This window comes from Bradyrhizobium shewense (genome assembly GCF_900094605.1).
GTDB classification, from domain to species: Bacteria; Pseudomonadota; Alphaproteobacteria; order Rhizobiales; family Xanthobacteraceae; genus Bradyrhizobium; species Bradyrhizobium shewense.
In genome coordinates, this window is the sequence record NZ_FMAI01000004.1 from 282,052 (window position 1) to 306,347 (window position 24,296).

Annotated in this window: 21 protein-coding genes; 8 read left to right on the forward strand and 13 right to left on the reverse strand. The window is 64.5% G+C overall.

Annotation, left to right across the window (positions count from 1 at the left end; translation table 11 throughout):
- Positions 1-131: 131 nt before the first annotated feature.
- From GA0061098_RS10350 to GA0061098_RS10395, 10 genes are all read right to left on the reverse strand, one after another.
- Positions 132-1,880, reverse strand: coding sequence for a chemotaxis protein (locus GA0061098_RS10350; RefSeq protein WP_091956362.1), 1,749 nt, complete (start codon positions 1,878-1,880; stop codon positions 132-134).
- Between the two features lie 5 nt (positions 1,881-1,885).
- Positions 1,886-2,977, reverse strand: coding sequence for a protein-glutamate methylesterase/protein-glutamine glutaminase (locus GA0061098_RS10355; RefSeq protein WP_091956228.1), 1,092 nt, complete (start codon positions 2,975-2,977; stop codon positions 1,886-1,888).
- Between the two features lie 16 nt (positions 2,978-2,993).
- Positions 2,994-3,848: a CheR family methyltransferase gene (locus GA0061098_RS10360; RefSeq protein WP_091956229.1), complete on the reverse strand. Its 855-nt coding sequence runs from the start codon at positions 3,846-3,848 to the stop codon at positions 2,994-2,996.
- Positions 3,849-3,984: 136 nt separating this feature from the next.
- Positions 3,985-5,790: a methyl-accepting chemotaxis protein gene (locus GA0061098_RS10365; protein ID WP_091956230.1), complete on the reverse strand. Its 1,806-nt coding sequence runs from the start codon at positions 5,788-5,790 to the stop codon at positions 3,985-3,987.
- Positions 5,791-5,851: 61 nt separating this feature from the next.
- Positions 5,852-6,340 (reverse strand): chemotaxis protein CheW, encoded by a 489-nt coding sequence (locus GA0061098_RS10370; RefSeq protein WP_091956231.1) that lies wholly within the window; start codon positions 6,338-6,340, stop codon positions 5,852-5,854.
- A gap of 64 nt (positions 6,341-6,404) precedes the next feature.
- Positions 6,405-8,102, reverse strand: coding sequence for a methyl-accepting chemotaxis protein (locus GA0061098_RS10375; protein ID WP_091956232.1), 1,698 nt, complete (start codon positions 8,100-8,102; stop codon positions 6,405-6,407).
- A gap of 37 nt (positions 8,103-8,139) precedes the next feature.
- Complete coding sequence (locus tag GA0061098_RS10380; protein ID WP_165637277.1) at positions 8,140-8,601, reverse strand: chemotaxis protein CheW; 462 nt, start codon at positions 8,599-8,601, stop codon at positions 8,140-8,142.
- Positions 8,601-10,676 carry a chemotaxis protein CheA gene (locus tag GA0061098_RS10385; protein ID WP_091956234.1) on the reverse strand — a complete coding sequence of 692 codons (2,076 nt, stop codon included), beginning with the start codon at positions 10,674-10,676 and terminating at the stop codon, positions 8,601-8,603. Before GA0061098_RS10385 ends, GA0061098_RS10380 begins: the two co-directional genes overlap by 1 nt.
- Positions 10,673-11,038 carry a response regulator gene (locus GA0061098_RS10390; RefSeq protein WP_018317043.1) on the reverse strand — a complete coding sequence of 122 codons (366 nt, stop codon included), beginning with the start codon at positions 11,036-11,038 and terminating at the stop codon, positions 10,673-10,675. Before GA0061098_RS10390 ends, GA0061098_RS10385 begins: the two co-directional genes overlap by 4 nt.
- Positions 11,038-11,361 carry an STAS domain-containing protein gene (locus GA0061098_RS10395; RefSeq protein ID WP_018317042.1) on the reverse strand — a complete coding sequence of 108 codons (324 nt, stop codon included), beginning with the start codon at positions 11,359-11,361 and terminating at the stop codon, positions 11,038-11,040. The genes GA0061098_RS10390 and GA0061098_RS10395 overlap by 1 nt, the downstream gene beginning before the upstream one ends.
- Positions 11,362-11,632: 271 nt before the next feature.
- Between GA0061098_RS10395 and GA0061098_RS10400 the strand changes: the two genes are divergently transcribed.
- The 3 genes from GA0061098_RS10400 to GA0061098_RS10410 all read left to right on the forward strand — a co-directional run bounded on the left by GA0061098_RS10400 (position 11,633) and on the right by GA0061098_RS10410 (position 15,781).
- A complete protein-coding gene (locus tag GA0061098_RS10400) occupies positions 11,633-12,736 on the forward strand; it encodes an HD domain-containing phosphohydrolase (RefSeq protein ID WP_091956235.1) in 1,104 nt (367 codons plus the stop codon).
- A 205-nt stretch (positions 12,737-12,941) separates the two neighbouring features.
- Positions 12,942-13,610 carry a hypothetical protein gene (locus tag GA0061098_RS10405; protein ID WP_038972013.1) on the forward strand — a complete coding sequence of 223 codons (669 nt, stop codon included), beginning with the start codon at positions 12,942-12,944 and terminating at the stop codon, positions 13,608-13,610.
- A gap of 20 nt (positions 13,611-13,630) precedes the next feature.
- Positions 13,631-15,781, forward strand: a complete 2,151-nt coding sequence (locus GA0061098_RS10410; RefSeq protein WP_091956236.1) for an adenylate/guanylate cyclase domain-containing protein — start codon at positions 13,631-13,633, stop codon at positions 15,779-15,781.
- Between the two features lie 8 nt (positions 15,782-15,789).
- On the opposite strand, the gene pobA is transcribed toward GA0061098_RS10410, so the two are convergent.
- Positions 15,790-16,962, reverse strand: a complete 1,173-nt coding sequence (gene pobA, locus GA0061098_RS10415) for a 4-hydroxybenzoate 3-monooxygenase (RefSeq protein WP_091956237.1) — start codon at positions 16,960-16,962, stop codon at positions 15,790-15,792.
- Between the two features lie 50 nt (positions 16,963-17,012).
- On the opposite strand from pobA, the gene GA0061098_RS10420 reads away from it, so the two are divergent.
- Both GA0061098_RS10420 and GA0061098_RS10425 read left to right on the forward strand, forming a co-directional pair.
- A complete protein-coding gene (locus tag GA0061098_RS10420; protein WP_091956238.1) occupies positions 17,013-17,918 on the forward strand; it encodes a helix-turn-helix domain-containing protein in 906 nt (301 codons plus the stop codon).
- 349 nt (positions 17,919-18,267) lie between these two features.
- Positions 18,268-18,879, forward strand: coding sequence for a LabA-like NYN domain-containing protein (locus GA0061098_RS10425; RefSeq protein ID WP_091956239.1), 612 nt, complete (start codon positions 18,268-18,270; stop codon positions 18,877-18,879).
- 24 nt (positions 18,880-18,903) lie between these two features.
- Here GA0061098_RS10425 and pcaG read toward each other — a convergent pair whose 3' ends face one another.
- Together pcaG and pcaH are read right to left on the reverse strand one after the other, a co-directional pair.
- The gene (gene pcaG, locus GA0061098_RS10430) at positions 18,904-19,530 is read right to left on the reverse strand and encodes a protocatechuate 3,4-dioxygenase subunit alpha (RefSeq protein ID WP_091956240.1); all 627 of its coding nucleotides are present in this window, start codon (positions 19,528-19,530) and stop codon (positions 18,904-18,906) included.
- A 3-nt stretch (positions 19,531-19,533) separates the two neighbouring features.
- On the reverse strand, positions 19,534-20,322 hold the full coding sequence (gene pcaH, locus GA0061098_RS10435) for a protocatechuate 3,4-dioxygenase subunit beta (RefSeq protein ID WP_091956241.1): 789 nt from the start codon (positions 20,320-20,322) through the stop codon (positions 19,534-19,536).
- A 100-nt stretch (positions 20,323-20,422) separates the two neighbouring features.
- Between pcaH and GA0061098_RS10440 the strand changes: the two genes are divergently transcribed.
- The 3 genes from GA0061098_RS10440 (at position 20,423) to GA0061098_RS10450 (ending at position 24,293) form a co-directional block, all read left to right on the forward strand.
- Positions 20,423-21,343, forward strand: a complete 921-nt coding sequence (locus GA0061098_RS10440) for a LysR family transcriptional regulator (RefSeq protein ID WP_165637278.1) — start codon at positions 20,423-20,425, stop codon at positions 21,341-21,343.
- A gap of 89 nt (positions 21,344-21,432) precedes the next feature.
- Positions 21,433-22,737: a nicotinate phosphoribosyltransferase gene (gene pncB / locus GA0061098_RS10445; RefSeq protein WP_091956243.1), complete on the forward strand. Its 1,305-nt coding sequence runs from the start codon at positions 21,433-21,435 to the stop codon at positions 22,735-22,737.
- A 248-nt stretch (positions 22,738-22,985) separates the two neighbouring features.
- Entirely contained in the window at positions 22,986-24,293 is a 1,308-nt protein-coding gene (locus tag GA0061098_RS10450; RefSeq protein ID WP_091956244.1) for a GGDEF domain-containing protein, read from the forward strand.
- Positions 24,294-24,296: the final 3 nt, after the last annotated feature.

Sequence of the window (24,296 nt, forward strand, 5' to 3'; positions counted from 1 at the left end):
GCCGTAAAATCCACTGGTATTTGCAACCAACTCTGGGGCGCGACAATGACCGATGCGGCGAGTATTCCGCGACGGTTAACGCCCTGCAAAGCCAACTCGTCAAATTGCCACCGCAGCGCGCGGCGACACCATCAAAACAATTCTATGCCGTCATCCGCGGTCTCGACCGCCTCGACCCGGCGCGTCGCGGCGATCGACTTAAGTCCGAGAGCTTGCAGGAACTCGCGATGAACGTGCCGCTCACGCTCCATCGTGTAGCGCGCGAAGAGATCGTCGAGGATCGCCTGATCCTGCAGCTCCGGCTGTAGCCGCTGCCCGCCCGAGCTCGCAGTCTCGAGCCGCGTGGCGACCGCAGGCAAGGCTGCGGAGCTTTCGCCGAGCCTGGTCATCTGACCCTGGGCCGAATTCATCAGCCTCTCGAATTCCGCGCCTTCGTCGACGAGCCGGCTCATCAGCTTGCCGAGCCGTTCATTGCCGGCCTCGACCTCGCGCAGCGCCTGAAGGATTTGCGGCTCGAGCTTGGCAAGCTGGGTGGGATCACCCTGCACGCGGAGCTCCTTCAGCTCATTGGCCGAGCGCTCGATCCCATCGAGCACGGGCCTCAGGCGCGCGGCCCCCGCGGAGACCTGGTCGGCGGTCGCCTTGAGCTCGTTGGCGATGACGACGAAGGCGCTGCCGCGGCTGCCGAGATGGCTCGCCTTGAGGCCGGCATTCATTCCGATCAGCGTGATGTCGACAGTCGCTTCGGCAAGCCCGGCGATCGCCTGGCGAAATTTCGTCAGCGTGTCCTCGACGATCGCGAGCGCCTCGTCGACCGAGCGGCCGGCACTCTCGCAGGTGGCGATCAGGGTCGATGCATGCGCCAGCGTCTGCTTGATGCGCGTCAGGAACGACGACGAGCCGCCCTCCTCGCCGCCGAACAGGGTGCGGCCGTGGCCGACGACGCTGCCCGCATCATGCAGGATGGCCGTCAGTGCGCCAACGATCTGACCGACGTCACCGCCGAACTCGCGCTGGGCATCCCTGAGCTGGGCCGCCTGCAGCCGGCAAATCGCACGCACGTCGTCGTCGCTCGGCACGGTTTCAGGGACGTGGCTCGGCGCGGATTCCGACGCAAGGCCGAGGCCATGGGACACGTGCTCGAGACGCTGACGCGTGCTGTCGCCTGCCTGGAGCGAGATGATCGCGCTGCCGACCGCCTCGGCGATCTTCCTGGTGCTGGAACTGGCGCGGTCGGCCAAATGGCTGCTCTTGCTGCGCTGGTCGCGTAATCCGGAATAGGCCGCGCCGAGCTCGACGCTCTCCGACATCAATTGGGCCCGGTACCGGCTCTCGAACTCCTTCTGCCGGCCGGAGGCGGTGGCAACCGCCTCCGACAGGCGCTGCTGGTCGCGCGCGCAGCCTTCGATCGAGCGCTGCACGGCCCTGCCGAGATCGTAGGCTTCCTGGGTAAAGGCGAGAAAGCCCTCGCGGTCGCCGTCGAGCGAGGCCGCCTCGATCCGCGCGCTGCGCGCGATGATGGTGATCATCTGGATGTGCTTGAACAGCGGCTTGAGCAGCGAGGACGCCTCCGCCGTGCTCTTGCCGATCGTCTCCAGCAGCGCGCTCTCCGCCGGCAGCGCCTGCGCCAGCTCGCTCAGCTGCGCGGCGATCTCCTGCAGCGCCATTGCGGCGCCCTCGATCTCGGCGCCGGAGAGCTCACCCGAGAGCGTAGCTAAGCCCTGGTTCAGCTCCTTGAAGATGAGGTGGCCGCAGCCGAGCTCGTGACCGACGCGCGCGAAGACGTCCTCGATGCGCGAGGAGACGTCCTCGATGCGCGAGGAGACGTCCTCGATCGCGGTGGTTGCCTCGGCGAGCGTGTTGGCCGGAACGGGCGACATGGCCATCAACCCGCCACCGCGGCGTGCCCGGCCCGATACCAGAGCATGATCTCGCGCGGGATGTGATGCAGCGAAACGACCTTCTCGACACCGCCATGGGCGATGGCTTCCTTGGGCATGCCGAACACCACGCAGCTCTCTTCGTCCTGCGCCCGCGTCGAGGCGCCGAGCTTGCGCATCTCCAGCATCCCGCGCGCGCCGTCGTCGCCCATGCCGGTCATGATGACGCCGAGCGCGTTGGCGCCGGCGTGCTGGGCCGCCGAGCGGAACAACACGTCGACTGAGGGGCGATGCCGCGACACGGGCGGGCCGTCCTTGATCGCGATCTGGTAGCGCAGACCGATGCGCTGGAGCAGCATGTGGCGGGCACCGGGCGCGATATAGGCGCAGCCCGGCAACACCGGCTCGCCATCCTCGGCTTCCTTGACCCTGATCTGGCAGACGCCGTTGAGACGCTTGGCAAAGGCCGCCGTGAAGCCTGCCGGCATGTGCTGGACGATGACGATCGGCGGACAGTGCGGCGGCAGCATCTCGAGGACGTCGTTGAGCGCCTCGGTCCCGCCGGTCGACGCACCGATGCAGACGATGCGTTCCGTCGTCGGCCGAACCTTGCCCTGCACCGGCGGCGGGATGATGGCGTCGGCGGTCAGCTTCTTCTCGATGGCCCGGCGTTCCGCACGCGGGCGCACCCGCGCGCGCGCTGCCGACTTCACCGCCTCGCGCAGCCGCGTCGAGCATTCGAGCAGCGCCAGGCGCGTGTCGATCTTCGGCTTCGGCACGATATCGACCGCGCCCGCCTCGAACGCCTCGAACATCACGTTCGAGCCCTCTTCGGTCAGCGAGGAGCAGATGATCACCGGGATCGGGCGTTGCGCCATGATCTTGCGCAGGAACGTCATGCCGTCCATGCGCGGCATTTCCAGGTCGAGGATCATGACGTCGGGAATCTCGTCCTGGAGACGCTTCGCCGCCACGAACGGATCGGAGGCCGTTGCCATCACCTCGATATCGGGGTCGTCGTTGAGGATCGTCTGCAGGATTTGGCGCACCGACGCCGAATCGTCCACGATCAGCACGCGAACCTTCTCCCTCGGCATCTTGGTTGCGCTCCGGCTAGACCTGGAAAATGGTTGGCTGAACCTGCTTCAGCCCGGGCACGGCACTGTGAATCATCGATTCCGAATGTCCGACCAGCAAATAGCCGCCCGGACGCAAATGGCTGCACAATTGCTCGACCACCTTGCGCTGGGTCTCGCGCTCGAAATAGATTAGGACGTTGCGGCAGAAGATGATGTCGACGTCACGATCGACCGGATAGGACTTGTCCATGAGGTTCATCCTCATGAAATGTGTCGCGCGCCGCAGCTCGGGTACGACCCGCACCTCACCGCGCGACTTGTCCCGCGACGTCGAAAAATATCGTTTCACGAATTGCTCCGGCACCGGGCCGAGCACGTCGCGCGTGTAGATCGCCGTCTTGGCGAGGCGCAGCACCGCGGTCGAGATGTCGGTCCCGAGGATGCGGTACTGGAAGCGCGAGCCGTTCCGCGTCATGTCGTCCAGCACCATCGCGGTGGTGTAGGCCTCCATGCCCGTGGAGCTCGCCGAGCTCCAGATCTTCAGGTTCGCGTTCTTGCGTCCATGCGACTTGAGCAGGCCGGGAATCGCGACGTCGCGCATGAAGGTGAAGTGCTGCGGCTCGCGGAAGAAGTCGGTCTTGTTGGTCGTCACCACATCGATGAGATGGGTGAGTTCGGTATCGAAATGATCGGCCTCAAACAGGGTCTCGACATATTCGTTGAGACCGGTGAAGTTGAGCGCGCGCACGCGCTTGTGCAGCCGCCCCTCCAGCATCAGCCGCTTGCCCTGCGGCAGCTTGATGCCGACCTGACCCTCGATCAGTTCGGCGATGGTGCGGAAGTGGCGGTCCGACAGATGCACGGCCGTATCCTGTACGGCGGGCATCATGGCCGCCGGCCCCGGTCCGCGACGGCCACCTGCACTGAATGTCGGGCCATACGGGCCATCTCGAATCCTACGCGTTTAAACAACCGCTGAAAGGAGACCGGTCCACCGTCCCAGGGCAGAGCGGCCCGCAAAAGTCCTAGCGCTGGAAATCGGCGTCCCGATCATCCTCGCCGTCATGCATGTCGAAGGCAAAGCCGCCGCCACCGGCAACCTTCACGGCGCGGGCCGGCCTGGCCTGCACGACCTTTTTCGCCGGACGCTCGGCAGCCGCCATGGTGGCCGCCTTGGCGCGCAGCTGGCTCACAGCCCGGTCGATCGGCGCCGGCGCCTGGCTCTTGGCGCCGTGCTCGATGCGGAAATAGGCGATGGTGGACTGAAGCTGTTCGGCCTGCGAAGCGAGCTCCTCCGAGGTCGAGGACACCTGCTCGGACGCGCTGGCGTTCTGCTGGCCGACCTTGTCGAGCTGCTGGATCGCCTGGTTGATCTGGGCCGATCCGACGTCCTGCTCGCGGCAGGCCGCGGTGATCTCCTCGACCAGCTCGGCGGTCCTCTTGATGTCAGGGACCAGCTTGGAGAGCATCGCGCCGGCCTCCTGTGCCACCTTGACGGTGTCGGCCGAGAGCGTGCCGATCTCGGCCGCGGCGGCCTGGCTGCGCTCGGCGAGCTTGCGCACTTCGGAGGCGACCACGGCAAAGCCCTTGCCATGCTCGCCGGCGCGCGCGGCCTCGACCGCGGCGTTGAGCGCGAGCAGATCGGTCTGGCGTGCGATCTCCTGCACGATCGTGATCTTCTCGGCGATGGTCTGCATCGCGTTGACGGCGCGGCCGACCGCGGCACCGCTGGCTTCGGCGTCCTTGGCCGACTGCGCGGCGATCTTCTCGGTCTGATTGGCGTTATCGGCATTCTGCTTCACGTTGGAGGCCATCTCCTCCATCGAGGAGGAGGCTTCCTCCGCGGACGAAGCCTGCTCGGTCGCGCCCTGCGACAGCTGCTCGGCGCTCGCCGAGAGCTCCTGGCTGCCGGCGGAGACGTTCTGCGCCGCGGTCAGAGCTTCAGACACGATCTGGCGAAGCTTCTCCACCATGCGCTCGAGCGCAAGGCCCAGCGTGTCCTTGTCCGACAGCGGCTTGGCTTCGATCGTGAGGTTGCCCTGCGCGATCTCGTTGGCGACGGCCGCGGTGGCGTTCAGATTGGCGGTCATCGCGTTCAGAGATTTCACAAGATCGCCGATCTCGTCGTTGCTGGAAGCATCGATCTTGTGGCTGAGATCACCGATCGCGACGGCGTCCGCCAGCCCGACCGCCTTGGCGAGGGACCGGCTGATATTGATCGAGATCCAGACGGCGCCAATCGCGGCAACGATGAGCGAGACGATGACCAGGACGATCAGAACCAACTGGGCGCGACGGCTGTCTTCGTTGGACTGCACGGCCTGCTCGGCCATCTGCCTCTTCGTATTGGCGACATAGGCTCCCATCGCCTCGGTCGCATCTGCAACCACCTTGCGCCCGTCACCCATCGAGCGCTCGGTTGCCTTGGTCTTATCGGTCTTTGCCAGCCTGATCGTCTCTTCCTGATAGACGTTCATTCTGGCGTAGGCGCTGGCGAAGTTGTCGAGCAGCTTCTTGCCGCCTTCGCTGGCCATCGCATAGACCTCGTCCCTGATCTTCGTGGCCTCGTCGCGGAGCTTGGCCGCGTTCACCGCGAATTCCTCGGCCTCGCTTGCCGTTCCCAGAATTGCGTTCTTTTCCGCCCTGACCTGCTGCCAGATGATCTTTTCGACCTCGGCTGCTCTCTCCATCCGCTTGGCACGAAGCACCATGGAATCTGCGGTCGCGGCCATGTCGGACAACTTCATGTAGCTCACAGCGCCTGCTACCATGAACAGAAGAATGACGACGCCAAACGCGCTGGCGAGCTTGGCTTTGACGGTGAATCTCATTTTCAGTCTCGTTGGTTCGAATTGGGGGGCTTACGCGTGACCACGCTTCACTCTTGCAAACTCAGGCGGCGCGAGGCGCATCTGTTGCCGTGTCGCGGCCTTCCGGAACCTCGTCATTGGCCATCAGCTTGGCGAGATCGAAGATCACGACGAACTTCTCGCCCTTGCGGCCGATGCCGGCGGCATAGTCCGATTGCCATTTCCCGCCGACCTCGGGCACGGGCTCGATCGCCTGCTCGTCGATGTCGGTGACCTCGAACACGCAGTCGGCGACGAAGCCGACGCCGACCAGGCGGTCCTTCATCGGCACGTCGAGGATGATGATGCGGGTCGCTTCAGTGGCGGTTACGCTGGGCAGGCCGAGCTTGTTCCTGAGATCGACGATCGGATAGCCGCTGCCGCGCACGTCGATCATGCCGAGCAGGAAGTTCGGCGCGTGTGGAAGCCGCGAGATCGGCCGCATGTCGAGAATTTCCCGGACGTTGCGGATGCTGATGCCGAACGTCTCGCCGGCGAGCCCGAGCGTCAGATATTGCGAGGTTGCGGCCATGATGCAGTCCAGGATTCCGAAGGTTGGAAATGAGTACGGTCCGGCACAAGGCCGGACCGGTTGATCAGCGTTGGAACTCGGCGTCGCGGTCGTCTTCGCCGTCATTCATGTCGAAGGCGAAGCCACCGCCGCCGGCGACTTTCATCGCACGTGCCGGCTTGCGGGCAGGCACCGGCTTCTTCATGCCGCGATCGGCGGCCGCCATGTGCGCAGCCTTGGCCCGGAGCTGACCGACGGCGCGGTCGATCGGCTCGGCCGCGGCCTTCTCCTTGCGCGTGGCGTGCTCGATCCGGAAGAACGAGATGGTCGACTGCAGCTGCTCGGCTTGCGAGGCGAGCTCTTCCGAGGTCGAGGACACCTGCTCGGAGGCGCTGGCGTTCTGCTGGCCGACCTTGTCGAGCTGCTGGATCGCCTGGTTGATCTGGGCCGAGCCGACGTCCTGCTCACGGCAGGCCGCGGTGATCTCCTGCACCAGCTCGGCGGTCTTCTTGATGTCGGGCACGAGCTTGGACAGCATCTGGCCGGCCTCCTGGGCGACCTTCACGCTCTCCGTGGACAGCGTCCCGATGTCGGCCGCGGCGGCCTGGCTGCGCTCGGCAAGCTTACGCACTTCGGAGGCGACCACCGCAAAGCCCTTGCCGTGCTCGCCTGCGCGCGCGGCTTCCACGGCCGCGTTGAGCGCGAGCAGGTCGGTCTGGCGCGCGATCTCCTGCACGATCGTGATCTTCTCGGCGATGGTCTGCATTGCCTCGACGGCGCGGCCCACGGCGACACCGCTGGCTTCGGCGTCCTTGGCCGACTGCCCAGCAATCTTCTCGGTCTGATTGGCGTTGTCGGCATTCTGCTTCACGTTCGAGGCCATCTCCTCCATCGAGGAGGAGGCTTCCTCGGCGGACGAAGCCTGCTCGGTCGCGCCTTGCGAGAGCTGCTCGGCGCTGGCGGACAGCTCCTGGCTTCCGGCGGAGACGTTCTGGGCCGCAGTGATCGCCTCGGCGACGATCTGCCGGAGCTTTTCGACCATCCCATTCAGCGACTTGATGAGATCTCCGATCTCGTCGTTGCTTGCCGAGGGAATGGTCTGGCTGAGATCGCCCTCCGCGACCGCACCTGCAAGGCCAACGGCTCTTCCGAGCGAACGGCTGATCGAGATGGAAATCCAGAGCGCAGCCCCGATCGCAACCGCCAGCGAGATGCCGATCAGCATCATCAGCAGGAACTGGGCCTGGTGCCCCTCTGCCTTGGACTGGACGGCCTGCTCGGCCATCTGCTTCTTCGTATTGGCGACATAGGCGCCCATGGATTCCATCGCGTCTGCGACGACCTTGCGACCGTCACCCATCGAGCGCTCCATGGCCTTCGTCTTGTCGGTCTTCGCCAGCCGGATCGTTTCTTCCTGGTAGGTATTCATCTTCGCGTATGTGGCTGCAAAGCTGTCGAGCAGCTTCCTGCCTCCCTCGCTCGCCAGCGCGTAGACCTCATCCCTGGTCTTCATCGCTTCCTCGCGAAGCCTCGCGGCATCGGCGGCAAACTGCTCGGCTTGAGCCTCCGTACCGAGCACCGAGTTCTTCTCGGCGCGCAGCTGAAGCAGGATGTCCTTTTCGATCTGCGTCGCCTTTTCCATGCGGTTTGCGCGCAGAACCATGCTGTCGGCGGTCGCCATCATGTCGCCGAGCTTCATGTAAGCTACGCCGCCTGCGATCCCGGACAGAACGATGATCACGCCGAACGCACTGGCAAGCTTTGCCTTGACGGTAAATCTCATTTCCAGCCCCTACCCCGGTCTCGCCCGAGACCTCATCTCAATTTAGAATGCGTTCCATGTTCGGAACGATGACGAACTCTTCACGCCACTTGGCAATGAAGCGAATGAACTCCGGCTTCCAGTGCATGCCGACGCGCGGCGTTTGCTGCACGTCGGTCTGGGAGATCTCCGTGACCTCGTAGACCTTGTCGGCGGTGACGCCGACCAGAACCGGCTCGCCGTCGAGCTCGAGCTCGATGACCACGATGCGCGTATCGGCGGAATCATCGAGCTGCGGCATGCCGAAGCGGATGCGCAGGTCGGCGAGCGGAATGACGTTGCCGCGCACGTTGATCACGCTGGGAACGAAGGCGCGCGCGCCTGCCACCTTGGTCACGGGGACGGGATCGATGATCTCGCGCACGAGGCTGGCGTCGAGCGCGAACTTCTCCTCGCCAAGGCCGATCATCACGACCTGCATCGCGTCAGCCTGCCGTTCGCCAACCGAACCCTCGTTCATCACGCCGCCTCGCTGATATGCTGCTTCTCGACCTTCGACTGCGCCAACGCGACGAGCTGCGCGACGTCGAGGATCAATGCCGCCGTACCGTCGCCCAGGATGGTCGCGCCCGAGAACGTCGTGACATCCGAATGCAGCTTTGAGAGCGACTTGATCACGGTCTGGTGGTTGCCGATGATCTGGTCGGCGACGAGGCCAACGTGAGTCTCACCGGTCGAGATGATGATCGTCTTCTGATGACGGTCGGGCGTGCCCGATGCCGTCATGATCTCGCGCAGCCGGAGGAAGGGCACGAGATTGCCGCGCACGTTGAGGAAATTGCGGCCGCGCGAGCGCTCGTCCTCGGCGGTCAGCTCGATGCATTCCTCGACCGCGGACAGCGGAATGATGTAACGGCCTTCGCCGACGCGGATCAGAAGACCTTCGATGATCGCCAGCGTCAGTGGCAGGCGCAGCGTCACCGTGGTGCCCTGGCCCGGCCGGGTCGACAGGTCGATCGAACCACGCATGTTCTCGATGGTTCGCTTGACCACGTCCATGCCGACGCCGCGGCCTGACAGCGCCGAGATGGTCTGCGCGGTCGAGAAGCCGGGATGGAACAGGAACTGATGGACCTCGTGATCGGTGAGCACGGCGCCAGTCGCGATCAGCCCCTGCTCTTCCGCCTTCGCACGGATGCGCGCGGTGTTGAGGCCGCCGCCATTGTCCTTCACGGTGACGAGCACCTGCGCGCCGGAATGGACGGCGGCGAGCTCGATCCGGCCCTGCTCGGTCTTGCCGTTGGCAGCGCGCGTGGCGGTGTCTTCGATGCCGTGGTCGATCGCATTGCGGATCAAGTGCACCAGCGGATCGGCCAGGCACTCGATCATGGTCTTGTCGAGCTCGGTATCTTCGCCCGAGGTGACGAATTCGACCGGCTTCGACAAATCGCGCGACAGGTCATGTATCAGGCGGCGGAAACGGCCGAACAGCGAGCCGATCGGCACCATGCGGGCACCCATCGTGGTATCGCGCAAGGAGGAGGCCAGGCGCTCGATCTCCTCGGCGATCATCTTGATCGAGAGGTCGGAGCCGGAGGCGGCGAGCTGGGTCAGCCGCGCCTGGGCGATGACGAGCTCGCCAACGCGGTCCATCAGCTCGTCGAGACGCTCGGCCTGGACGCGAACGGTGGCGATGCCGCGATCGTCGCGCTTGGCCTCGAGCTTCGGTTCAGGCTTTGATTCCGATTTCGGCTCCGCCTTTGCGACGGGCTGCTCGGCGACCGGCGCGGCAGCGGCCTCGACCACCGGCGCAGGCATTTCGACTACCGGGGCCAGCTCCTCGTCGAGCAGCTGGAACAGCGGTGCCGGCGCAGGCGCTTCGACATGCTCCAGGGGCTGCAGCGTCAGCTTCATCTCGTCCTGGACGAACATGAAGACGTCGTCGATCGCATCCTTGTCGCAGGCCGCGTGCAACTTGACGTCCCACTTCAGATAGCAGTCTTCCGGCTCCATCTCGTCCAGGAACGGGATGCCGTCGGTGACAGGCACGACGAAGCAGGGGCCGAGCTTGCAGAGGTCTTCCAGCAGGTCGAGCGGATTTGAGCCGTTGCGCAGGATATGGGTTTCGAATTCCAGATAGAGATGCCAGCCGGCCTGCTTGCTTCCGGCGGGAGCCAGCGGCGGGGCTTCGGCAATCTCCGCGACCGCTGCAACCGGCTGGTCGGCCGAGACGAAGCGCTTGAGGTCGTCGAGGATGGCCTCGCCGATGATGTCGTCGGTCGACTGGGGATCTTCGATCAACGCGCGGATGTAGTCCTTGGCGGCGAGCGCGACAGAGATCAGCTCCTGGGTCGGCTTGATCTCGCCCTTGCGGACGCGGTCGAAGGCGGTCTCGAATTCGTGGGTGAAGGAGGCGACCTTGTCGAAGCCGAACATGGCGCCCGAGCCCTTGATCGTATGCAGGGCGCGGAAGGCGGAATCGACCAGTTCGCGGTCGTCGGGACGCTGGCCGAGATCGAGCAAGGCCCCTTCAAGGACTTCGAAGAGCTCGCTGGCTTCCTGACGAAAGACCTCGGTCGGGTCCATTGCGCTCATGCGCGCACCAGCTTGCCGACCACGGCGAGCAACTGCTCAGGCTTGAACGGTTTGGTGATCCAGCCGGTGGCGCCGGCGCTCTTGGCTTCCTGCTTCACCGTGTCGTTGGATTCGGTCGTCAGGAACACGATGGGCATGCCGACCGCGCTCGGCAGCTTGCGCAGCGCCCGGATCAGCTCCAGCCCGTTCATGACGGGCATGTTGAGGTCGGTGATCACGAGATCGAGCTTGCCGGCCTGCGCCTTGGCGAGCCCTTGCGCACCGTCGCCGGCCTCGATCACGCTGTGACCGGCCGGCTCGAGCACCACCTTGATCATTTGCCGGATGCTGGGGGAATCGTCGACGGTCAGAATCGTGGCCATTAGGTGCCATCTTTCTTTTGCGGGAAATGCTGATCGATCATCGCCTCGCTGGTGAAGCCGGCGCGGCGAAGGGTGTTGCGAAGAGACTGTGAGAAGGAGGTCAGCACCACCGGGCGGCCCTGGGCCTGCCCCGTCTTGGCTGTCGACAGCAGAAGCTGGATCGAGGTCACGTCGGCCTTGTCGACGCTCGAACAGTCGATCTCGAGCCGCTCCTGGCGGCCGAACGCCTCGCGAATGAGCTCATAGACATTGCGAATGGCCGCGATGCTGCAATCGGCGGGCAACCGCAACGACCACTTCGGCTCCGTGGGATTGAGCGCCATCGCTGCTCCGCCTTTGCTAAAATTCCACTACTCGTTTGACGCGAATCCGGTGAGCAAACCCCTAACGCGGGTATCCGTACAACTACGGGTCACATTTTTGCGGAATTCGCGCAACTGCATGCAGACGTACACAGGCTGCTGAAATCCTTCATGCGCGGCGCGCATATCCACGGCGCGGGTGCTCCCGTACGGCGCATTTGCTTCGCGTTAAATTCGCTCGGGTTATGGCTTGGGTTCGTGTCTTTGCCAGCGAAGAGAGCCCCGGCCGCCGATGCTGACTCAAGCGCTTCTGGTTGACGACAGCCGTTCCGTCCTCAACTTCCTGAAACGTCACATCGAGGCCGAAGGCTTGGTCGAGGCCACCACCTTCCTCGATCCCGTGGAAGCGCTGACTTGCGCGCGCGAACGCGGCTTCGATCTCGTGCTGGTCGACTACGAGATGCCGCACATGGACGGCATCAGCTTCATCCGCACCTTCCGTGCCCTGCCCGGCTGTGCCGACATCCCGATCGCGATGATCACGTCGCGACAGACCGATGACGTCAAGATGGAAGCGCTGCAGGCCGGTGCAACCGATTTCCTGCCCAAGCAGCCGCACAGCGTCGAGATGACGGTGCGCCTGCGGAATTTGATTCAGTTTGGTGCAGCCGTACGCAAGCTAAACGACCGTGCCGCGCATCTGGCCAGCGAAGTCGCAGCCGCGACACGAAAGCTCGGCGAACGCGAGGAGGAGATCATCCTGCGGCTCGCGCTCGCGGTCGAATACCGTGACAACGACACCGGCGAGCACACGCTGCGGGTTGCCAGGTACAGCCGCATTATCGCCGAGCAGCTCGGACTGCCGGCCCGGCTTTGCCGCGACATTTACCTGGCCGCGCCCCTGCATGACGTCGGCAAGGTCGCCATTCCCGACAACATTCTGCTCAAGCCCGGCAGGTTGACCGACGACGAGATGGCGGTGATCCGCACCCATGCAACGATCGGCGAGCGGATCCTGGCGGACTCCGGTTGCGAGCTGATCCAGCTCGGTGCACAAATTGCCGCAGGCCATCACGAACGCTGGGACGGTGCGGGCTATCCAAACGGTCTGAAGGCACACGAGATTCCGGTCGCCGCGCGCGTGGTCGCGGTGGCCGACGTCTTCGACGCGCTGACGACACGACGACCATATAAAGAGCCGATGCCGATCGAGGTGGCTCGCGGCTATTTGGTCGAGAACAAGGGCCGGCAGTTCGATCCGGCCTGCGTCGAGGCCTTTTTGTCGCGCTGGGACGAGGTGGTCGAGATCGCCGGCGAGCGGGCGACGCCGTTTCACAAGGCCGAAGCTCCGTTCACTCCGATCATGGCGTCTCCAGGCCGAGGGCCGTTCGCCTGAGGCTGTCACGGCCACCTGATTTCGCCGTCCGGCCAACAACTTGGCACCCTCCTTTGTCGGCGATGGCCGGCTTGAACCACTTCCTGCTAGAGTGCACCAATAATCAAAGAGTGATTCTGGTCACACTTACCTGGGCGCCCCGATGCTAAAAATCGCGCCGGGACGGGGACCAGCAAAGTATCGGTCGAATTGAATGAGAATAGTCATGAGAAGCCTGATCGGCGCTGTTGTCGGCGCGTTCTGTACTGCGGCCCCTGCCTTGGCAGAGACGCCGGCCGCGATCGTCGAGGATGTGCAAGGCAAGGTCGATGGCGTCGAGTTCATGGACTATGTCGCCGCAGGCAAGATCATCAAGCTCGGGCCCAAGGCCAGCATTACGCTCAGCTATCTCAAATCCTGCCTGCGCGAGACCATCAGCGAGGGCGTCGTGCTGGTCGGCGCCGAGCAGAGCACCGTGCAGCTCGGCGATGTGCAGCGCGCCAAGGTGCCCTGTGACACCAAGGCGGCGCAGCTCTCCGAACGCGAGGCGAACCAGAGTGCGGCGACCACGTTCCGGACCATGCGGTCCGACGCCAAGAGCGCTCCGTCCAAGCTGCCGACGATCTATGGCGTCGCGCCCCTGATCCAGGCCAAGAGCGGCAGCACGCTGGTGATCGAGCGCACCGACGGCAAGGAACCCACGATCAGCGTGCCGCTCAAGAACGACATCATGATCCGCGGCAAATTCTATGACTTTGCCAAGGCCGGGAAGTCGCTGACCCCGGGCGGCAGCTATCTCGCGAGCCTCGGAGCCAAGCGTTACACCTTCCAGGTCGATGCCAGCGCTACCTCGGCGCCAACCCCGATCATCGGCCGCCTGCTGCGGCTCGAATAAGCGGACCTAGCGACCGGGCGATGCGGCGGATCGGGGGACGGGACATCGTTGCGGCGACCCTGATTGCGCTCGTGACTGGCGCGATCTTCACGTCGCCGCCGCTACAGACCCTGCAAGGCCTTTCGCTCGACATCCTCACGGCGATGCGCGGGAGGCTTCTCGGCGACAGCCGCAACACCGCGACATCGCCGGTCGTCGTCGTGGCGATCGACAGTGAAACCTACGACACACCACCGTTCAAGGGATCGCCGACGCAGACCTGGACGCGCGAGATCGGCCGGGTGCTCGGCAGCGTCACCGAGGGCGGCGCCAAGGTGATCGGCTTCGACGTCATCTTTCCGAGCTCGATCGAGCAATCGGAGATTCCTTTTGGCGACACCGCCGTTGGCGGCCGCATGAAGGGATTCGATCGGGATTACCTGATCGCGCTGCGGCAAATCTCCGACAGCGGCAAATTGGTGCTCGGCGAAATCCTGAGCAATGACCATCCGGAAGTGCCCTATCGCGCCCAGCAAGTCGCCGTGCGCAACACCGTGCGGGCGCTCAATGTCCACACCGACCACGACGACGTCATCCGACGGATGCCGCTGAGCTTTGCCATCGAGGGGCGGCCGGTCACCGCGATGGCGGTCGAGCTCACTGCGCGCGCGACGGGCGCAAAGCCCGAGATTGCGCCCTCCGGCGCGACCGAATTGTCCGGCTATGCGATCCCGAGTGCCGTGCCGAATACGATGACGCTCAACTTCCGAGGGCTGGGACGCGACATCCCGACCTTCTCCTTCGTCGATCTGCGCGCCTGCGTCGAGAAGGGTGACCGCGACTTTTTTCGCCGCGCTTTCGACGGCAAGGTCGTGCTGCTTGGTACGGTCCTGAATTTCGAGGATCGCAAGCTCACCTCGATGCGCCTGTCCGGCGGGTATGACGGCACGCCGGCGGCACGATGTGCCCTGCCCGCGCCGGCAGGCACTGTGCAAAAGTCCCGCAGCGACATTGCGGGCGTGTTCGTGCACGCCACCGCGGTCCGAAATCTGATCGAGCGCGATGCCGTGACCGAGCTCGGCTTCCCGATGCGGACCATTCTCACGATCGCGTTCGCGGCGATCATCGCCTGCGCGGCCTGCCTGCTCGCACCGAGTGGCGCGCTGATGGCTTGGTTCGGCCTCACGGTCGCCTACGCAACCGTGGCCGTCAGCGTGTTCGTCCATGCCTTGGCGCTGCCGCTGACGGAGCCGGCACTCGCCAGCCTTGCCGCGCTTGCGATCATGATCGGCTACCGATTCATGCTGGCGGATCGCGACGAGCGCTTCCTGCGCAAGAGCTTTGCCTTCTATCTCGCGCCCGAGGTCATCGAGACCATGGTCACCTCCGGCAAGATGCCCGCGCTCGGCGGCGAGATGCGCAACGTCACCATGTTCTTCTCCGACCTCAGCGGTTTCTCGTCCATTGCCGAGACCATGACACCCGGCGAGCTGGTGACGCTGATGAACGAATATCTGTCCGCCATGACGGATATCATCGAAGGCCATGGCGGTTACGTCGACAAATACATCGGCGATTCCATCGTCGCGATGTTCGGTGCACCGGCCGACGATCCCGCACACGCCGCCAACGCCGTTCGCGCCGCGCTGAAGTGCCATGAGAAGCTGTCGGAGCTCAATGCGGGCAATCCCGCCTTCGCCGGTCACGGCCTGTCGCATCGCATCGGGCTCAACAGCGGCGAAGCCGTGGTCGGCAATATCGGCTCGCGCCGCCGCTTCAATTACACCGTGATGAGCGACACCGTGAACGTCGCCTCGCGGCTCGAGGGCGCCAACAAATATTACGACACCGCGATCATGGCCTCGGAGACGACCATGACGCAGAGCGGCGACGCCTTCGCCTGGCGCGAGCTGGATGCGATCAGGGTGCTGGGGCGCGGCGAAGCCATCAAGGTGTTCGAGCCGCTGGCGGAGAAGGGCGCGGAAGGCGCCGATCAGGCGAAGGTGGCCGCTGTGTATGCGGAGGGGCTCGCCCGCTGGCGCGCGCGGGATTTTGCCAGGGCGGCTGATGCGTTCGGGCAGATGGCGGAGACCGATCCGGCGTCAGCGCTGTTTGCAAAACGCGCCCAGGCATTCACCGCCAATCCGCCGCCTGCGGATTGGACTCCGGTGAATACGCTGGAAGGGAAGTAGCGGCCGCCTTAAAACGGCAGGCCCACGTAATTCTCCGCGAGCAGGCGCTGCGCCGTCTCGGACGAGAGCAGATAGTCCAGCTCGGTCTGCTGAAGCCGGTCCTCGTATTCGAGGCGGTCGGGGAAGCGGTGCAAGAGCATCGTCATCCACCAGGAGAAGCGCTGCGCCTTCCAGATCCGCGCGAGTGCCTTGGCGGAATAGCCTGCAAGGCCGGAATCATCACCGCTCTGATAATGCGCGAGCAAGGCGTGGTAGAGATAATAGATGTCGGACGCCGCGCTGTTCAGCCCGCGCGCGCCCGTGGGCGGTACGATGTGAGCGGCATCGCCGGCGAGGAACAGCCGGCCATAGCTCATCGGCTCGGCGACGAAGCTGCGCAGCGGCGCGATGCTCTTCTCGATCGACGGCCCGGTGATCAGGTTGCCGGCGATCTCCTCCGGCAGGCGGCGCTTTAGCTCGGCCCAGAACGCATCGTCGTTCCAATCCTCGACCTTGTCGGTCAGCGGCACCTGGATGTAGTAGCGGCTCAGCACCTGCGAGCGCAGCGAACAGAGCGCAAAGCCGCGCTCGTGCTTCACATAGATCAGCTCGGGCGACACCGGCTTGGTGCGCGACAGCACCCCCAGCCAGCCGAACGGATAGACCTTCTCATATTCGCGCAGCACGTCCTTCGGGATCGACTTGCGGCTGACGCCGTGGAAACCGTCGGCGCCGACGATATAGTCGCAATCGACACGGACGGTCTCGCCGTTCGCTCGATAGGTCACGTAGGGACGGTCCGACGTCAGATCATGCGGCGTCACCTCCTGCGCATTGTGCACGACCTTGCCGCCGAGGCGGTCCCGCGCCTCATAGAGATCGCGCGTCAGCTCGGTCTGGCCGTAGACCAGCACCGAACTGCCGCCGGAATGCTTGTGCAGATCGATCTTGGACAGCACGCCGTCATGGGCGATCTCGAAACCGGTGTGGATCTCGCCCTCGCGGTCCATCCGCTCGCCGCACTGCGCCTCGCGCATCAACTCGGCGAAGCCATGCTCGAGCACGCCGGCGCGGATGCGGGCGAGCACATGGTCGCGGCTGTATTTCTCCAGCACGACCGCGTCGATGCCCTTCAGGTGCAGCAGCTGGGACAACAACAGCCCGGACGGCCCGCCGCCGATGATACAGACCTGAACCTTCATTCTTGCGTCCTCCCGTCGGCACTTTTTTGCAGATTTGGCGGCGCAGACCGATGGAGGGTTTCGTCATTGTCTTGTACTATTCGAACATGAGAAGCGTGCTCCCTGCCCCGGCCATCCGGGTCTACAATTTGTTCGGCGAGTCCGGCGATCTGCCTGATGTCGTGCATTGCGAGACCATTGCGTCCCGCTCGGTGCTGCACGACTGGACCCTGGCCGTGCACCGCCATGCCCGGCTGCACCAGGTGCTGCTGATCGAGCGCGGCGGCGGCGAGGCGACGCTTGACGGGCGCGTGGTGCAGCTGAAGCCGATGCAGATCGTCAACGTGCCGGTCGGTCACGTCCACGGCTTCCGCTTCGTGCCTGACACGCAAGGGTGGGTGCTGACCATCGCCGCGGAAATTCTGGACGAGGCGCTGCTCGCCGCCGAGGGCCTGCGCGGTGCGCTGGCGCGCTCGGCCGTGGTGCGCGGAACGCCGCAGATCCGCGCCACCATGAAGCAGATCTTCGCCGAACATGCCGCGCGCGATTTCGGCCGCGCGCATGTGCTGCGGGCGTTGTCGTCGGCCATGATTGGGCTGGTGGCCCGCGCACTTACGAGCGAGAGCGGCGGCAACGGCACGGTCGAGTCCAGCCTGTTCCGCCGCTTCGAGGCGCTGCTGGAGCAGCATCACCTGGAACGCTGGAGCGTCGCGGACTATGCCGAGGCGCTGGCGGTGACTCCGACACATCTCAACCGGATCACGCGGGCGGCGACCGGTGATACCGCCTCGCACCTCATCCTCAACCGGCTGATCCGCGAGGCGCGACGCAACCTCGTCTACACCAATTTGCCGGTCTCGACGATTGCCTACACGCTCGGCTTCGAAGACCCCGCCTATTTCAGCCGGGTCTATGCCGCAGCCACGGGGGTCTCACCGCGCGCCTTTCGCACCCAGTTGCATGGCGATGAAGCTTGACGCGTCGGACGAAAGACCGAGCGCGCCCACGGTGAAGCCACGTTGCCGCAATTGCCTTTGTTGCCGGCGCGGCCACTTACCTTCGTATATCGCGTCCTATCCTTTGCATAGAAGCGCCTTACCTCAGTACAATTGAGCAGGGCCTGCTCGCGCCTTAGCGTGGCTGCATTCGGCGCCCTGGCGCTGGTGGCATGGAACCTCCCTTACCTTGGCGCAAGACGGCCACCCCTGTCCGGTCGTCTGCGCCGTTTTTTCGGCGAGCCATCGGCGCCTTCAGTATTTTCGGCCGACATACGTACCCTGACAGCTGATCGGCCAGCTTTCGTCTGGAACTGGAGATTTGAGCACAATGTCTTCGATTGAGAAGATCGCACTCTTTATCGATGGCTCCAATCTCCATGCCACCTCCAAGGCGCTCGGCTTCGACATCGATTACAGGCGTCTGCTCGGCGAATTCCAAAGCCGGGGTGTGCTGTTGCGGGCCTTCTACTACACGACCGTCATCGAGAATCAGGAGTATTCGTCGATCCGCCCGTTGATCGATTGGCTCGGCTATAACGGATACACCGTCGTCACCAAGCTCACCAAGGAGTTCGTCGACGCCACCACGGGCCGCCGCAAGGTGAAGGGCAGCATGGATGTCGATCTCGCCGTAAGTGCGATGGAGCTCGCCAAGCACGTCGATCAGATCGTGCTGTTCTCGGGCGACGGGGATTTTCGTTCGCTGGTGGAAGCCCTGCAACGCCGCGGCGTCCGCGTGACGGTCGTCTCCACACTCTCCACCCAGCCACCCATGGTCGCCGACGACCTTCGCCGACAGGCCGACATATTCATTGACCTGGCAGAACTGAGACAAAAAGTGGGGCGCGATCCGGTCGACCGGCCGGGATCGCGCGAAATGCGTCAGTCGCCGCAATTCCTCGCGCGCGGAGCGATCAATCGCGGCGATCCGGTGGAGTGATCCTGCCGGACGGCGGCCGGATCCTCACACGTCGAAGAACACCGTCTCCTCCGGCCCCTGCAGATGGATCGTGAAGGAATACACGACCTTGCCGGCGCGCTCGCTGCGCTTTGCGATCAGCGTCGAACGCCGGGCCGGCTGTTCGATCAGGTTGAGCACGGGGTCGGCGGCGTTGGCGGCCTCTTCATCCGAGAAATAGAGCCGCGTGTTGAGACCGATGTTGATGCCGCGCGCGACGATCCAGACATTGATGTGCGGCGCGCATGTCCGGCCCGCCTTGTCGAGGATCGCGCCCGGCTTGATGGTCTCGAAGGTGACGAGAGCGCTCTCGAAGTCGGAGCCGGCGCGGCCCCAGCCGCGAAACTCCTGCTCCAGCGCGCCGGCCGAGCGATCGGCCGGATGGTTGTAGCGGCCGCTCGCATTGGCCTGCCAGATCTCCAGCAGCACGTCGCGCAGCGGCGTGCCGGCGCCGTCGAGCACCTTGCCTTCCAGCGTGATGCGCTCGCCTTCCGTATTCGGCGTCGTCAGGACATTCGAGAAGTTCTTCTCAAAGATATCGAAGCCGGCCATCGCCGGGATCAAGCCGATATGGACGTAGGGCCCGGCCGTCTGCGAGGCGGTTTCCTTGAGATAGTTGAGCGGCTGCGGCATGGCTCAGTTCCCCGCGGTGCGGTTTTCAAAATAGGTGGAGCGCTGGCCGCGCAGGACGATGTCGAAGCGGTAGGCCAGCGAGTCGAACGGCGTCGAGGCGTTGAGGTCGAGCGGCGCCACGAGGCGGTCGAGCGCATCCTTGTCCGGAATCGTCGTCAGGATCGGACAAACCGGGATCAGGGGATCGCCCTCGAAATACATCTGCGTGATCAGCCGCTGCGCAAAGCCCGAACCGAACACCGAGAAATGGATGTGGGCGGGACGCCAGCTGTTGACGTAGTTGCGCCAGGGATAAGGCCCCGGCTTCACGGTGCGGAAATAATAGTAACCGGTGTCGTCGGTGAGCGCGCGGCCGCAGCCGCCGAAATTCGGGTCGACCGGCGCCAGATAGGTGTCCTTCTTGTGCCGGTAACGGCCGCCGGCATTGGCCTGCCAGAACTCGACCAGCGTGTTCGGAACGCCCCGGCCGGTCTCATCCAGCACGCGGCCGTGGACGATGATGCGCTCGCCGACGGGATCGCCGTCCCTGGCGTAGTTGCGGATCAGATCATTGTCGAGCGGGCCGAGGTCGTTGTGGCCGAACACTGGCCCCGTAATCTCGGAGACCGAGTTCTCCAGCGACAGCAGCGACTGGCGCGGCGAGCGCAGCACCGACGATTTGTAGCCGGGCGCATGTGCCGGCGGATGGATCGAGCGGTCGCGCTGGAAGAAGCCGCCATCGCCGAGCGGCGGCGTCAAGGGCTCGAGACTGTTGAGGCGGGGATCCCGCAAGGCTGGCGCCTGGGCATTCATCGTGTCTCTCCCTGGGGCGCCCGGGACCGGACGCGCGGCTTATTGGGAGACCATGGGCCGATCTATTCCACAGATAAATAGATCGATTATAATATATTGCATGAAAGAAATCGATCATTTGGCGCTCGACGGCCACGCTCTCGAACTGTTCCTCGCCGTGCTGGAGGAAGGCTCGGTCACGGCAGCCGCCACCCGGCTCGGCCTGACGCAATCCGCCGTCAGCCACGCCCTGAACAAGCTGCGGCGGATCGCGGGCGATCCGCTGTTCGCCAAATCCGGCCGAGGCATCGTCGCAACCGCGCATGCGCAAGCATTGGCCGCAAAGGCGCGCGCACTGATCGACGAGATGCGGAGCTTTGCCGGCGGCGTCAGCTTCGAGCCGCCACGCGCGCAGCTTTCGCTGACGGTCGCCGCCAATGACTTCCAGCGCGATCTGCTGCTGCCCCGGTTCTTCGACTATGTCGCCGGCCAGGTGAAGAGCCTGAACCTGCGCGTGATCCCCTCGCAATCGCCCTCGCCCGCGATGCTGCGCGAGAACCGCTGCGATCTCCTGATCACGCCGCTGCCACCGTCCGGCATCGACATCGTGCAGAGGCGCCTGCTCCATGACCATTACGTCTGTTACTTCGATGCCAAGGCACGTACCGCACCGGCCAGCCGCAGCGCCTATCTCGCCGCGCGCCACATCACCGTCGTCTATACCGACAATGAGCGGCTCGATTTCGACCGCCGGCTGGCGGCCAACGGTCTTCACCGCGACATCGCGATCTCGGTGCCGAGCTTTTCCGGCGTGCCGTCCTTCCTGCGCGGCTCGCAGATGCTGGCGAGCATGCCGAGCCTGCTTGCATCCGGCGTGATGCGCGGTTTCGCGCAAACGCGGATCCCGCTGGCGTCCCGCACGCGGACGCTGGCCGAGCTGCCGATGTTCATGGTCTGGCACCAGCGCTATCAGAAAGATCCGGCTCATCGCTGGGTCAGGAGCCAGCTCGAAACGGTCGCAGCGACGGCCGCCAAGGCTTGATAAGACCTGATCGCCGATACCGCCTTTCGGAAGACCACCCCTCGCCAAACCCACTGGTTGCGCGCGGGCCGCCGCGCTAAAATCCCCCCATGACAGTGACCGATATTGCGAGCCGGACCTACAATCACAGCTGGCGGCTGGACCCCATCATCCGCAGCCTGCTTGATACCGACTTCTACAAGCTATTGATGTTGCAAATGATTCGGGAAGACTACCCGGATCAGCAGGTGACCTTCTCGGTCATCAACCGCTCGCGCCATGTCCGGCTTGCCGAGATCATCGACGAAGGCGAGCTGCGCGCCCAGCTCGACCATGCCCGCACCATCCGCTTCACCAAGAAGGAGCTGATCTGGCTGGCTGGTAACACCTTCTACGGCAAGACCCACATGTTCTCGGCGGACTTCATCCGCTGGCTGGCCGAATTCCGCCTGCCCGAGTATGAGCTGCGCAAGGTCGAGGGCCAGTACGAATTGCATTTCCACGGACCGTGGACCCACACCACGATGTGGGAGATCCCGGCGCTCGCGATCCTCAACGAGCTGCGCTCGCGCGCGGCGACGAAAGGCCGCGGCCGCTTCGAGCTCGACGTGCTCTACGCCCGCGCCAAGGCCAAGCTGTGGACCAAGGTGGAGCGGTTGCGCAAGCTTGAAAATCTGCGCCTGTCCGACTTCGGCACACGTCGCCGTCACGGCTTCCTCTGGCAGCGCTGGTGCGTTGAGGCGGTGAAGGAAGGCCTCGGCCCGTCCTTCATCGGCACCTCCAACGTGCTGCTCGCGATGGACAATGACCTCGAAGCCATCGGCACCAACGCGCATGAGCTGCCGATGGTCGCCGCGGCACTTGCCAGGGACGACGAGGAGTTGCGCTGGGCGCCCTATCGCATTCTCGACCAGTGGCGCCAGACTTATGGCGGCAATTTGCTGATCGCGCTGCCCGACGCCTTCGGCACCAAGGCCTTCCTGCGCGACGCGCCGGAATGGGTCGCGGACTGGACCGGCTTCCGCCCCGACAGCGCGCCGCCGATCCAGGCCGGCGAGGAGATCGTCGCCTGGTGGGAAAAGAAGGGGCGCAATCCCAGGGACAAGCTGCTCGTCTTTTCCGATGCCATGGATGTCGGCTCGATCGAGGAGACCTATCACCACTTCGCCGGCCGGGTGCGGCTCTCCTTCGGCTGGGGCACCAACCTCACCAACGACTTCGTCGGCTGCCCGCCGGACGGCTCGTTCAATCTCGATCCGATCTCGCTGGTCTGCAAGGTGTCGTCGGTCGACGGCCATCCGGCCGTCAAGCTCTCCGACAATCCGGAGAAGGCGACCGGCATGCCCTCGGAGATCGAGCGTTATCTGCGCGTGTTCGGCGACGCCGGCCGCGTCCGCAAGCCGGTGCTGGTCTAACGGCGCGGCGAGATTCTCTCCATCGGGTAAACCACGCACGATCAATGCGAGGCATTGGTTCGTCGATGCCGCGCCTTGTCCGATTTGCCGGCATTTGAAGCGATCTGCGCATATCGGCTTCACAGCGCTTTCACCCTGCGATGCAGTCTCCCCCGCCTTTCAGGCCGAGTTAAGCAACCATCTCCTCTACTTCGCGTTGTAGGCGCAGCGCTCCGCTGGGGGTCATTGCGCGATTTGGGGAACGCAGGGTGTTTCGCAGAACAGCGACGTCGACGAAGGGACACAGCTTCCTTCATGTCATCAAGCTCGTCTCGCCTTTCGTGACGGTCGTCGTGCTCCAGGCGGCGATCGCGGGATTCAGTCTCGAGGTAATGTCGTCGGTCCGCGCCTATGTCGCGGGCGAAGCGATGTGGTCGCGCTCGCAGAAGAACGCCGTCTATTTCCTCAATCTCTATTTGCATTCGGGCGATGCCAGCCAGTTCACGCAATACCAGGCCTCGCTTGCCGTTCCCATCGGCGACGAGTTCGCGCGCTGGGCGCTCGAGCGCGATCCGGTCGACGTCGAGACCGCTCGCATCGGCTTCCTGCAAGGCGGCAACCATCCCGATGACGTCCCGGGATTGATCTGGCTGTTTCGCTACTTCAACCGCGTCAGCTTCCTTCAGGAAGCGATCCGCGAGTGGGCCGCCACCGACCCGATGCTGCTCGAGCTCAGCGTCTTCGGCGAAGTCATCCGGTCCGAATTGGAGAACGGTCCCATTCAGGACACGAACCGCCTGCAATTCCTGTCGTCGCGGCTCTCCGAGCTCAACACCCAGTTCACGGTGCATGCCAACCGGTTCTCCACTGTGCTCGGCGAAGGCTCCCGCGCCATCAAGCTGGCGCTGACCGGCATCAACATCGTCACCGCCGTGACGCTGATCCTGCTCCTGATTTGGCACACCAGGCGATTGGTGCTGCAGCGGCAGTCCTTCGAAGACGCCCTGCATGCCGAGAAGGAACGCCTGGCGTGGCAGGCATCGCACGACTGGCTGACCGGCCTGTCCAACCGCCGCGCCTTCGAGGCGCGCCTGCAAAGCGAGCTGGACGTTGCCGCGGCGGGTTCGCTGGGCCTGATCCTGCTCGACCTCGACCAGTTCAAGAACGTCAACGACAGCTGCGGGCACCTTGCCGGCGACAGCCTGCTCTGCCAGGTCTCCCGCCTCCTGCAACAGGATCGGCATCCGCGTGACCTGGTGGCCCGGCTGGGCGGCGACGAATTCGGCCTGATCCTGCCGCAGTGCTCGCCTGCGAACGCGGTCGACATCGCCGAACGGCTGCGGCGATCGCTCGAGCTGTTCAACTTCGCCTGGGACGATCGCTGCTTTGCGGTGACCGCCAGCATCGGCGTCACCTGCATCACCGACGCCAACACCACGCTCGAAGGTGCGATGCGGCGCGCGGATGCTGCCTGCTATCGCGCCAAGGAAAAGGGACGCAACCGCGTTCAGGTCGACGGCGGAAGATCTGATGTCGTCGTCGTTGCGGCCCGGCCGCGCGAGGCCGCGCGCGCCTGACGC